Here is a 10888-nt window from a genome sequence, read left to right on the forward strand (position 1 = left end):
CTTTCCCGCACCGCAGCAAACGAGCAAAGCCTGACAAGAAAGGCACTCGCGCTCAGTTCGGTACGCCTCTCTCTGCGCCAGCAACACGTTGTTTTTCAACAATATCGGCCCAGACGAAACGGGGTTTCGAACGCATAAAGAACCTGCGCAAGGTTACGTTTCTGGTGCGTTTTCGTAAGCCCCGCGAGATAGAACATCGCACCCAGATCCGCATATTTCTCAGGCGGGAAATCGAACCAGTCTTTTGGAAAGCTCTTGGTCAACGGAATTGCCGATAGTTTGATGTGTTATAAATGCTTTCGGGTAGTGTACTCGTTTCCGGCGATATGAATAGTGGGAATTCCCCAAAAAACTGTGTCCGCGTAGCTGGTGTGCCCCACTTTACTCGTAGGGTGTCGTGGTTATGCTATCGGTATTGGTGCCATTGTTTTGGGATATCTGGATCATGCGTTTTCTCAAGCCATTCATCGCTGCCACATTTATTTTAGCGCCTGCGGTGGCCGGGGCCGTTGGGTTCGGCCTGTCAGTCCGGCCGCAGTTCCGTACCGAGATCACGCCCTTGCCGAACGGCGTTTACGAGGTGAAGGCTGTCGGATCATCCGCGCCTGTCAATTATTGGTGCGGGATCGGAGATTATGCCATTCGCACACTTGGCGTTCCGAACTCGCAGAGGATCTATATCTGGCGGGCGTATGAACCCGGCGTGCGAACAGTGCAGTTCTCCATGACCCCGCCGCCGGGGGCCGATACGAAACCCGGCTATTCGATCACGGTCAAGAAAGTCGGGGCAAACATGTCGGCGGTGTCGGCACAGAACTACTGCTACGACAATTTCATCACGGACCCGTTCTAATCGTCAGACCCATTTTGCCATCGGCGGCAAGCTCATCAGAACGGCATCCGGGTCATGCCCGGTTTCCAGACCGAATTTTGTGCCCCGGTCATAGACAAGGTTGTATTCCGCATAAAGGCCGCGATGCACCAGTTGGGTGGTCTTGTCCGCCTCTGAGAAGTTCTGAACGCGGCGCTTTTCAACCAAGGGCAGGAAGGCGGGCAGAAAGGCTCTGCCAATATCCTGTGTCAGGGCGAAATCCGCCTGCCAGTCACCGGTGCAATAGTCGTCCATGAAGATCCCGCCGACGCCGCGCGCGCGTTTGCGGTGAGGGATGTAGAAATATTCGTCGGCCCAGTCCTTGAGGCGCGGGTAATGGGCGGGTCCGTGCGGGTCCAGATGCGCCTTTTGCGTGGCGTGGAAATGCGCGGTGTCCTCGCGATACTCGATGCAGGGGTTGAGGTCCGAGCCGCCACCGAACCACCAGGCATGGGGTGTCCAAAACATGCGTGTGTTCATGTGAACCGCCGGGGTATGGGGGTTCTGCATATGGGCCACAAGGCTGATCCCCGACGCCCAGAAGCGCGGGTCTTCGGTCATTCCGGGGATGCCTTTGCGCGCCGCCATTGCCTGTTGCGCACGTTCGCCCAGCGTGCCGTAGACGGTCGAGACATTGACACCTACTTTTTCAAACACTCGACCGCCGCGCATGGCCGACATCAACCCGCCGCCCGCGTCTGACCCATCGTCCGACTGGCGTTTGGTTTCCTTGACCTCGAACCGCCCGGGTGCGGCATCGGCAAACGGCCCGTTGGTGTGGCTGTCTTCGAGGGCTTCGAACGCTGCAACGATGTCATCGCGCAATTGGCGAAACCAGGCGGAGGCGGTAGATTTTTCTGTTTTGAACATGGGTCTTAATGTGCAGGGGCCGCGACTGGGTCAAGCAGGGTACGGCCACCGTCGATTGTCAGGATCTGCCCGGTGACGAAACCGGCGGCATCAGACGCAAGATATTGCGCGGTTTCCGTCAGTTCCGTGGCCGAGGCGATACGGGCCAGGGGTGTGTGCTTTTCGATATCGACGCGGTAATCGCGATTGTCCTTGAGGGTCGATTGCAGTGATGCGCTCATGACCGAACCCAGCGCAATCGAGTTGACGCGGATCCGCTTCGGAGCCAGCGCGACCGCAAGGGATCGGGTCAACTGGTCCAGTGCTGCGGTCGAGACGGAATAGGCCATCAGATCGGGGTGGGTCCGTCGGGCTGCGATCGAGGACAGGTTGATGATCGTCCCTGCCGGGTTTTCGAGATCGCCGTCGGCCTGCTTGATCATGCGCTTTGCAACCAGTTGGCTGAGCCGCAAGGCGGGCATCAGGTTCTGGTTCAGCAGGGTGCGCATCGAATCGTCATCCGGATCCAGCGGATCAGACGGGATCACTTGCCGTGCACCGTTGACCAGAATATCCACCTGGTCGAACGCATCCAGCGTCGCAGATAACAGGTTGGCAATGGTCAGCTTTTCGCGCAGATCGCCCGCAAAATATCGGATATTGCTGTCTTCGGCTTGTTCTCCAAGTTCGTCGATCAGGCGTTTTTCGTCTATGTCGGCAAACATGACATTTGCGCCCGCATCCGCGAAATGCCGCCCGATGGCCAGGCCGATGCCACTTGCCCCGCCCGTTACGATTGCTGTCTTGCCAGCGATGGAAAAGGACATCCGAATCCTCCTGAATTGGGGCGCAGGTTAACGGGCCTTAACGCCGAGGGCGAGAGGCCTGGAATACCTTGAACCGGTTGTCGCCGGCAATTTCACCGACCTGAGCGAAATGTTCGTTCAGTGTAGCTTCGTAGGGAAGGTGCCGGTTGGCGACCATCCAAAGGGTTCCGTTGCGTGTCAGATTGCGGGCGGCGGAGGTTATAAACCCTTGCCCCAAGGCGGGATCCGCGCTGCGTGACGTGTGAAATGGCGGGTTCATCACAACGGTGTCGATAGGCTCCGGCGCGGTCCAGGATACGGCATCGCTCCAGTGAAAATGCGCCTGGGATTGGGTGACATTAAGCCGCGCGCAGGTCAGCGCCGCATGGTCCGCTTCGACCAGATGCAGCGAGGTTACCCCGCCGCGTTTCAGGATCTCCGCAGACAGATATCCCCATCCCGCCCCGAGATCCGCCACGCGGGGGCCAAGCCGGTCAGGCAAGGTCTTCAGTAACAGGGCCGAGGCAGGATCAACTCCGTCCGCTGAAAACACACCCGGTGCCGTGTAGTATCCGCCAACCATCTGCTGTTTCTGCGCGGCCCAGTCCACAAAGGCCAGATCATCGGCCTGAAACCAGAAAATCTTACCATGTGCTTTGGAAATCGGTCCCTCGACCGGAACCCGCTTGCGCACATCCTTCAATATGCTGTCCACACCATCGGTCTTGGCACCGTCGATGACAACCAGGCCGCTCGCCCGCGCACAGGCCTGTTGAATCAGCGACCGTGCCAGTGCCTTGGCGCGGGGCAGAAAGACAATGGCGTCCTGACAAGGACCGTCCGCGTCGGGCACCGTTGCAAAACCCTGCGCGGCGAAATGGTCGTGAAAGGGTTTGAAGGGCTGCACAATCTGCGCACCGTCCCCCAGAGCAGACAGATCATGGTCGGGCGTGGGGCAGATCACACTAAGAGGGGGGGGCAGCGTCAGGCCGTTTTGCAAGGCAAGTTCCAGACGAGGGGACATGGGCAATTCCGGCTGAGTGAAGGGAAAACGTCAGGCCAAAGGCCTTACTCTTCGCGTTCCATTGTGCATTGCAAAGGGTGCTGGTGCCTGCGGGCAAAATCCATCACCTGACCAACTTTGGTCTCGGCAATCTCGTGGCTGAAAACCCCGACAACGGCTACACCTTTCTTGTGAACGGTCAGCATGATCTCGAACGCCTGTGCATGGGTCATGCCGAAGAAGCGTTCAAGTACATGCACCACAAACTCCATCGGTGTATAGTCGTCGTTCAGCAACAGGACCTTGTATAAAGGCGGACGCTTGGTTTTTGGGCGTGTCTGTACCAGGACGGACGCGTCACTGTCGTCGTCCGGCTTGTCAGACATCATCCAGGTCATTTCAAGCATCGTGTACAACTGTCCGATTCAGGCTTGGGGTTTATCTTGGCGCTTATATAACGTGTGCATGGCCGGTGAAAAGAGCAAGCGGACGTAAACAGGATGACGACCAAGCTGACGACAATCGGGTTTGATGCGGACGATACCCTTTGGCATAACGAACGGTTTTTTCAGCTGACGCAGGCTCGTTTTGCTGAACTCTTGGCCGATCATGCCAATCGTGATCACCTGATGGAGCGACTTCTTGCTGCTGAAAAACGCAATATTCAGCGCTATGGGTATGGCATCAAGGGGTTTGTCCTGTCGATGATCGAAACTGCGATCGAAGTTACCGAAAGCCTCGTTCCTGCGTCGGTCATCCGGCAGCTGATCGAAGCAGGGCAAGAAATGTTGGCCCATCCGATTGAGCTGTTGCCCCATGCCCGCGAGGCCGTCGAAGGTGTTGCCGATGCGTACCGGGTCATTCTGATCACCAAGGGCGACCTGATCGATCAGGAACGCAAACTGGCCCAGTCCGGGCTGGGCGATCTGTTCGATGGTGTCGAAATCGTATCCGAAAAGACCCCCGAAACCTATCGGTTCGTATTCGACCGTCACGGTGATGGCCCGACTGCCGCGATGATGATCGGCAATTCCATGCGCTCGGATGTCGTGGCCCCCATTCAGGCCGGGTGCTGGGGTGTCTATGTGCCCCACGGTCTGGTTTGGGAGGTGGAACATGCCGAAGCCCCTGTCGACAGCCCCCGATTCCGCGAGTTGAGAGATTTGGGCGATCTGGCCGATCTGCTGCGCGACCTGAAGTGATGTTGCCTTTTCGCCTCAGTTTCGCATAAACCCAGCCGCATCCTGACGCAGCTTCGCTTTTATCGCGCATCTGGTGGTCTTGATGGCTGTATCCGCAAGATATAGTCTCTGCCGGGACATGAAACGAAACCGCGAAAACCTCAGCTTTCGGTTTATTTCATTGGGTCGCTGTGATAGCCTTGGGGATAATAAAACAAACATTGCTGACCGGGAAAACCCGGCGGCGCGAGGCAGACAGAGGCAAAGATCGTGCAGATTCGGCGGACAGTTCCGGCCCGAATGGGCTTTTTCCTTATAGCGTTGCTATGTGTGCTGGCGTTTGCGCCGCTCAGGTCCATGGCGGCGCCTTATGCAGCTATGGTGATCGACGCCCGAACTGGCGAGGAGCTGCATTCACGCAATGCGGATGCGCGCTTGCACCCGGCCTCGCTGACCAAGATGATGACGCTGTATATCGCGTTTGAGGCGGTGCGAAACGGCGAGATCACGCTGGATACACCCGTTCGGATTACCCAGAAGGCAGCGGCCGAGCCCCCGTCGAAGTTGGGCCTGCGCGCGGGCCAGACGATTGCGTTCCGCTATCTGATCCGTGCTGCTGCGGTAAAATCGGCCAATGACGCGGCTACGGCGATCGGCATTGCCATCAGTGGCTCGGAAGCGGCCTTTGCCCGCCGCATGACCCGAACCGCCAAAGCGATGGGCATGAGCCGCACAACTTTCAAGAATGCGCATGGTCTGACTGAGGCAGGGCACCTGTCCAGCGCGCGCGACATGACCACGCTGGGACGGCATCTGCTGTACGATTACCCGCAGTATTATAACCTGTTCTCGCGCCAATCGACGGATGCCGGTATCAAGACTGTTCCCAACACCAACCGCCGCCTGCTGGCAGCCTATAAGGGTGCGGACGGAATAAAGACCGGATACACACGTGCGGCGGGGTTCAACCTGGTGGCGTCGGCCAAACGCAAGGATGAGCGTATCATCGCAACTGTCTTTGGCGGAAAATCCGGAGAGTCGCGGAACGCCAAAGTTGCGGAACTGCTGGATCTGGGGTTTCGCCTTGCCCCGTCGCGCGCACCCATTCGCAAGCCTGAGCGCCCGGTTTATGCGGGCAATGCCGGGTTGGGGGGCGATACCCAGGTCGCAGCGCTGAGCGGCGCACCGAAATCCAGCCTGCGCCCGCTTGGGCGCCCCAGCGCCGCGACACAGGTTGCAAGTGCGGTTGCGGCATCGGCAGACCAGAACAGCGACCGTATCAGCAGCGGCATTGCCGCAGCGATTGCCGAAGCGGATATAACCCCAGCCGCCCCACCAGTTGAAACATCCGATACCCGACCGGCGCTGCGCCCGGACAATCTGGTGCTGGCCTCGACCGAGCCCGTCAGCCAGCCAGAGCCCGAGCAGGAAGTGGTTACCCGCCTGTCTTCGTCCGGTGGGCATCTGTGGGGGGTCAATGTGGGCCGCTACACCACACGATACGAGGCCGAGAAGGTTCTGCTGAAAACGGCGCTGTCGGAGATGACCACGCTGGATGGCAGTCTGCGCAAGGTCAGTCAGAGCTCGCGCGGCTTTGACGCGACATTCCAAGGCATGACGCGGGAACAGGCCGATCTGGCGTGTCGCCGCCTGCAAGCCCGCAATGTCACCTGTTTCATGATCGGGCCATCATAAGGTCCGGCATATTCTCTCCTGTTGGGTCTGGGCTGCGGTCATCCGCAGCCTTTTTTTAATCGAAGACGTGACCGTGCTGATATTGCTCGTCCTGTCCCGCGGCGGCGGTCAGGGCGGCGACATTGTCCTTGGTGAAGAACCCGTCATACTTGTGACACCGCTCGATATATTCGGTGATCAGCAGCGTGTTCTTCGAGTGTTTTGAGAAGATCTGCTTCAGGTTCGGGTCGTCTTTGCATTCGCCCACTACATGCGCCAGGAACGGCACGCCCTTGTCCTTCAGCGTGTTCACGACAAAGTCGACATTCTTTTCCCCGGCGCCATGATCGCCATCCTTGATCTCGACTGCCATGTGATGCAGGCGACGGCCAAAATTGCGCACAAAATCTTCGGTCGGCATCGGCAGCTTGGCGAATGAGTTGACGAAGGACGGCGTGTTATTGGCCGTGAAAACCTTGGCCGGGGATTTCTTGTCATCATCCACATTGGCGTTGCGGTTCACGTTGGTTGATGAGTTCATGTCGAAGATGTTGTAGGCCCCCCAGAAATAGTAGGGCACCATGGTCAGGAATTCGAGGATCGCATCCTCGCGCTCACCCGCCAGCACGCGCGTCGCCAGATGATCAATGCCCAGCATCAAAGGCGCGATTTTGCTGTCCGATCCGAAAGCGGCGGCCTGATCCAGCCGGGCTTGTTCCGCGTCACTCAGCAACACGCGATCACCAAGGCCCAGGCTGTCTGTGTCGTTGAAATCACGTGTCGAATATCCGACCCGGTTACAGGTGAAATCCGAAGGGGTCGTGAACCGGAAGCCGTCCAATGTGTAGAACGGGTTTTCGGTGTCTCCGGCATATTCGAAGCGGATGTTCTGATCCTCAAGCGTCCCGGTCAGCGCCTTCAGATCACAGGCCGCGAAAACCTCGCCAACATACCGCGTTTGGGGTGTGTTGCGGGCCAGCGGGTACATGCGATTGATGCGGGGAATAAAGTCTTCGAAACCCGGGCTGAGCGGGGCCATCACGATCAGCGCGGGATAGTCGGGATGCGAATGCAGGATCGAGAATTTGTGGGTCTGCCCCAGATAGCTGGCGGTGTGGCGATAGGGTGTCATGACGTAAAGCTCGACGAGGGTATCGAACAGCGCGTCGGTTTCGATCTGCATACAGATTGCGCGCATTGGCCCGACCTGATCGGCGATGCCCGAACTTGTCCGGCGCTCGTAGATTTTCGGAAGGTATTGCGCAAAGAAGTCCGAGTTCTTCTTGTCGCCCCGGGGTTGATAGGACATCAGATCAAAGGACATTCGACTACCTCCTTGCGCGGAACCCCGACCGGGGCGAGCTATCGTTTGAAATTGTAGGTTTTAGAACATGTGCTTGCCCGTCATGCTAGGCGCTGAGAGCTGTACGGGCAACAGTCGTGAAATTGGGTTGCCGACGTTAACGCATGATGTTCAGCGGGTGAATTTCGTGACCTCGACACCGCCCCCGATCAGGTTGTCGCGAACCGAGCGAGCGATTTGAACCGCGGTCGGGCCGTCTCCATGCAGGCAGATCGTGTCGATGGATGTTTCCAGCCGCTTGCCGCTTTCGGTGATGATCGCACCTTCGCGGACCATGTTCAGGATGCGCGGGCCTGCGACCTCGGCATCGTGGATGACGGCGCCGGGCAGGCTGCGGTCAACCAGTGTTCCGTCGTCATTATATGCACGGTCGGCAAAAATCTCGCCCACCCAGCTGCACCCGAGTTCACGCACGGCCTCTTCCTGTTTTGTCGCGGCCAGCACCATGACGATGATATCGGGATCAACATCCAATGCGCCCTGATAACAGGCGCGCGCCATATCGATATCGGCTGAACACATATTGGCCAGCGCCCCGTGCAGTTTCAGGTGCCGTACTTTGGTGCCAACCGCGTTGGCCATGCCGATTGCGGCCCCCAACTGATACCGGACCAGATTGCGGAGGTTGTCATGGGGCAGCTTCATGTTCCGCCGACCAAATCCCTGCAGATCGGGAAAGCCGGGATGCGCGCCGATGCCGACGTCGTTTTCGGCCGCCAGTTTCATCGTTGATGCCATCACATCCGGATCACCGGCATGAAACCCACAGGCGATGTTGGCCGAGGTGATGATTTTCAGCAGGCTTTCGTCATCGCCCATTTTCCAGGGGCCAAAGCTTTCCCCCATATCGGCATTCAGATCGACGCTTCGCATTGGCACATCTCCTTAGTCTGTGGCAGAGATCACTCCGCCGATCAATTGGTAGGACAACAGGTCCGGTATGTCATGGGGATCACGCACCAGCGCCTCGACTTTTGAGGGCAGGCGGGCAAGGTCTGACAGGAACGTTTTATGCATTTCTTCTGCCTGTTCTATGCTGACAAATTCGAACCGGATGTCGCCGCCTGCGGGTGTCTGTGCCGCGCGGGGCATATCGCATGGCAGAACGGTCGCGATACGAGGGTACCCGCCTGTGGTCTGACATTCCGGCAACAGGATGAACGGGTCGCCTGTGCCGGTCATCTGGATATCGCCGGGGGTGATCACCTCGGATAAGATATTCAGCTGGCCTGATGCAGCAAAGCCGTCGCCGTCGCTGTCCAACTGCATGCCCATCCGGTTGGCGCGTGCGCCGCGCCGGAAATTGGATTGGGCAAACCGTTCAAGTGTTGCGCCATCAAACAAAGGGGTCTGAAAGCTGGCAATCACATGCAGCACCCCGCCCGAATACCGCTCGGCAGCAGCCAGTTTCATCCCGCTGTTGCCTGCATCCGGTCCACAGGTCAGCCTGTCTCCCTGCTGTAGCGCCCGGCCGATCCGCGCTGTCAGATGGGTAGAGCGGGACCCCAGAAAAACCTCGGCATCGATGCCGCCGCCCAGATGCAGATAGCCATAGTTTCCAGCTAGCGTCGCCCCGATAACCAGCCTTTGCCCGGCGATCAGTTGGTGCGACGCGTTCCAGGCCACAGGGCCGCCATCAATGCTGGCCTGCATCCGCGCGCCAGTCAGGGCGATGCGCATGTTATGCGTCGCCTCGAATTCGCCCCCCATCCCGGCCATTTCCAGCGCCGCAAGGTTTGGGCTTTGATCCAGCAACGCCGCCCCTTCGTGCAAGGCCAGAATGTCCGCGGCCCCCGACCGGGACAGCCCCTGATCCAGATAGCCTGTGCGCCCCTGGTCCTGAATGGTGCAGGCCGGGCCAATCCGGTGGACGATCAGGCTCATGGTGCAATCTCCTCACAGGTTGCGCCGCCTGTGCCGTCCTCGTTGTTGGCCTTGATGTGTTCCAGAACGTCGCGGGAAACGGGCTTGAACAACAGCTCATCGCCGGGTCTAAGGGTAAAGGCCTCGGCCCTTTCGGGGCGGAAACACCGAAAGGCGGTCTGTCCGATATGCCGCCACCCGGTTGGTGTCGGCCCGGAAAACAGAACAAATTGCGAGATCGCCAGAACCAAAGCCCCTTCCGGCACCATGGGGGTCAGGCTTTGCAGCCGGGGAATGTTGAACTCGGGCCCCAGAGGTCCAAGGTAAGGCTGCCCCGGAGCGAAGCCGATGGTCAGAACCCGCACGCGGGTCTGTCCAAGCCTACGTATTGCTTCGTCTGGTGTCAGGCCGGCAGCAGCGGCGGCATTGTCAAGCTGGGGCGCAAGGTCGGTCCCGTAAACCGTCGGAACGCGCCACAACCTGCGGCCGGCAGGCAGCGGTGTAGTGTACCAGTCCTTTTGCTCAACCAGTTCCCTAAGCTTTTGCAGCATCTTCTGATGAGAGATGCGCTGCGTGTCGAACCGAACAAAGGCCGAGCCCAGGGAGGCTGACGACTCGGTCACCTCATCCCAGTGCAGACGATCCACTTCTGCCCGAAACGCCAGCGCTGCCCGGTTCGCGGTGTCGGTCATCTTGTCTGCAAAGGTCACCAGCGCGCCATCAAATCCGACGGTTCTGACCAAAGGAAACTGAACATTGCGCGCCATTGCTGATCTGCTTTCGGATCGAAGAGTGAATTGGTGGAACCTGACCGCATCTTTAGGGGATGCGCAAGACAGGGCGTTCAATAGCCGACATTGTGCCTGATGCGTCCACATCCCGGCAGGGAGCGACCCGCAGTACAAGGCGTCCGTCGGGGGTGAGAGGTTTTTGACCGTATTCTGGCCGCAAATCCGACTCGTTTTCCCGTTTCGAGTCGCCCTGACTTGTATCTTGAAATCGCGGAGACTCTATATCTTGTGTCGGCCCCTTTTGTTTTTAGGGGCTTGCCGGTCAGATCATGCCTAATAGCACCCGGACGGAAGGGTGGCGGGCAATTGTGATGGGGTATAAGTTATTGAAATGAAATAATAAACAAAGAAAACTCAAAAAAAAGATCAATATCGTCATTTTCCGCTTGCGGGTAGGGAGTCTAATCCGTAAATACCCCTTCACCGGCGCAGCTGAGGTTGGCCTGACGGACTGGAAAGACGGTTGAGACGCACCGGAGAGACGGTG

General features: G+C 58.4%; 11 protein-coding genes. 3 read left to right on the forward strand and 8 right to left on the reverse strand.

Features of this window, described 5'->3' with window-relative positions:
* Positions 1-445 precede the first annotated feature (445 nt).
* The gene (locus ACR0BK_RS19980) at positions 446-853 is read left to right on the forward strand and encodes a hypothetical protein (RefSeq protein ID WP_480495565.1); all 408 of its coding nucleotides are present in this window, start codon (positions 446-448) and stop codon (positions 851-853) included.
* Positions 854-856: 3 nt separating this feature from the next.
* Here the strand turns inward: ACR0BK_RS19980 and hemF are convergent, their stop codons facing one another.
* Genes hemF through clpS form a run of 4 tightly spaced genes read right to left on the reverse strand, consistent with a single transcriptional unit; the run spans position 857 to position 3936 of the window.
* A complete protein-coding gene (hemF, locus tag ACR0BK_RS19985; protein WP_480518622.1) occupies positions 857-1741 on the reverse strand; it encodes an oxygen-dependent coproporphyrinogen oxidase in 885 nt (294 codons plus the stop codon).
* A 5-nt stretch (positions 1742-1746) separates the two neighbouring features.
* Entirely contained in the window at positions 1747-2547 is an 801-nt protein-coding gene (locus ACR0BK_RS19990) for an SDR family NAD(P)-dependent oxidoreductase (RefSeq protein ID WP_480475342.1), read from the reverse strand.
* Positions 2548-2584: 37 nt separating this feature from the next.
* Positions 2585-3550: a class I SAM-dependent methyltransferase gene (locus ACR0BK_RS19995; protein ID WP_480556024.1), complete on the reverse strand. Its 966-nt coding sequence runs from the start codon at positions 3548-3550 to the stop codon at positions 2585-2587.
* A 44-nt stretch (positions 3551-3594) separates the two neighbouring features.
* Complete coding sequence (gene clpS, locus ACR0BK_RS20000; protein WP_480475346.1) at positions 3595-3936, reverse strand: ATP-dependent Clp protease adapter ClpS; 342 nt, start codon at positions 3934-3936, stop codon at positions 3595-3597.
* Positions 3937-4029: 93 nt separating this feature from the next.
* On the opposite strand from clpS, the gene ACR0BK_RS20005 reads away from it, so the two are divergent.
* Together ACR0BK_RS20005 and ACR0BK_RS20010 are read left to right on the forward strand one after the other, a co-directional pair.
* Positions 4030-4731 carry an HAD family hydrolase gene (locus ACR0BK_RS20005; RefSeq protein WP_480518624.1) on the forward strand — a complete coding sequence of 234 codons (702 nt, stop codon included), beginning with the start codon at positions 4030-4032 and terminating at the stop codon, positions 4729-4731.
* 279 nt (positions 4732-5010) lie between these two features.
* A complete protein-coding gene (locus ACR0BK_RS20010) occupies positions 5011-6405 on the forward strand; it encodes a D-alanyl-D-alanine carboxypeptidase family protein (RefSeq protein ID WP_480475350.1) in 1395 nt (464 codons plus the stop codon).
* Positions 6406-6460: 55 nt separating this feature from the next.
* On the opposite strand, the gene ACR0BK_RS20015 is transcribed toward ACR0BK_RS20010, so the two are convergent.
* The 4 genes from ACR0BK_RS20015 to ACR0BK_RS20030 all read right to left on the reverse strand — a co-directional run bounded on the left by ACR0BK_RS20015 (position 6461) and on the right by ACR0BK_RS20030 (position 10377).
* Positions 6461-7708 (reverse strand): hypothetical protein, encoded by a 1248-nt coding sequence (locus tag ACR0BK_RS20015; RefSeq protein ID WP_480556025.1) that lies wholly within the window; start codon positions 7706-7708, stop codon positions 6461-6463.
* 150 nt (positions 7709-7858) lie between these two features.
* Complete coding sequence (locus ACR0BK_RS20020) at positions 7859-8620, reverse strand: LamB/YcsF family protein (protein WP_480556026.1); 762 nt, start codon at positions 8618-8620, stop codon at positions 7859-7861.
* Positions 8621-8632: 12 nt separating this feature from the next.
* The gene (locus tag ACR0BK_RS20025) at positions 8633-9631 is read right to left on the reverse strand and encodes a 5-oxoprolinase subunit C family protein (protein WP_480556027.1); all 999 of its coding nucleotides are present in this window, start codon (positions 9629-9631) and stop codon (positions 8633-8635) included.
* On the reverse strand, positions 9628-10377 hold the full coding sequence (locus ACR0BK_RS20030) for a 5-oxoprolinase subunit B family protein (RefSeq protein WP_480556028.1): 750 nt from the start codon (positions 10375-10377) through the stop codon (positions 9628-9630). The genes ACR0BK_RS20025 and ACR0BK_RS20030 overlap by 4 nt, the downstream gene beginning before the upstream one ends.
* Positions 10378-10888: the final 511 nt, after the last annotated feature.

It is taken from the genome of Ruegeria sp. AF1, assembly GCF_056542125.1.

Bases quoted from the DNA above. Each gene is read 5' to 3' on its own strand.
- ACR0BK_RS19980 (WP_480495565.1), top strand. From the start codon at position 446: ATGCGTTTTCTCAAGCCATTCATCGCTGCCACATTTATTTTAGCGCCT.
- ACR0BK_RS20030 (WP_480556028.1), bottom strand. From the start codon at position 10,377: ATGGCGCGCAATGTTCAGTTTCCTTTGGTCAGAACCGTCGGATTTGAT.
- ACR0BK_RS19990 (WP_480475342.1), bottom strand. From the start codon at position 2,547: ATGTCCTTTTCCATCGCTGGCAAGACAGCAATCGTAACGGGCGGGGCA.
- ACR0BK_RS20005 (WP_480518624.1), top strand. From the start codon at position 4,030: ATGACGACCAAGCTGACGACAATCGGGTTTGATGCGGACGATACCCTT.
- ACR0BK_RS20020 (WP_480556026.1), bottom strand. From the start codon at position 8,620: ATGCGAAGCGTCGATCTGAATGCCGATATGGGGGAAAGCTTTGGCCCC.
- hemF (WP_480518622.1), bottom strand. From the start codon at position 1,741: ATGTTCAAAACAGAAAAATCTACCGCCTCCGCCTGGTTTCGCCAATTG.
- ACR0BK_RS19995 (WP_480556024.1), bottom strand. From the start codon at position 3,550: ATGTCCCCTCGTCTGGAACTTGCCTTGCAAAACGGCCTGACGCTGCCC.
- clpS (WP_480475346.1), bottom strand. From the start codon at position 3,936: ATGCTTGAAATGACCTGGATGATGTCTGACAAGCCGGACGACGACAGT.
- ACR0BK_RS20010 (WP_480475350.1), top strand. From the start codon at position 5,011: ATGGGCTTTTTCCTTATAGCGTTGCTATGTGTGCTGGCGTTTGCGCCG.
- ACR0BK_RS20015 (WP_480556025.1), bottom strand. From the start codon at position 7,708: ATGTCCTTTGATCTGATGTCCTATCAACCCCGGGGCGACAAGAAGAAC.
- ACR0BK_RS20025 (WP_480556027.1), bottom strand. From the start codon at position 9,631: ATGAGCCTGATCGTCCACCGGATTGGCCCGGCCTGCACCATTCAGGAC.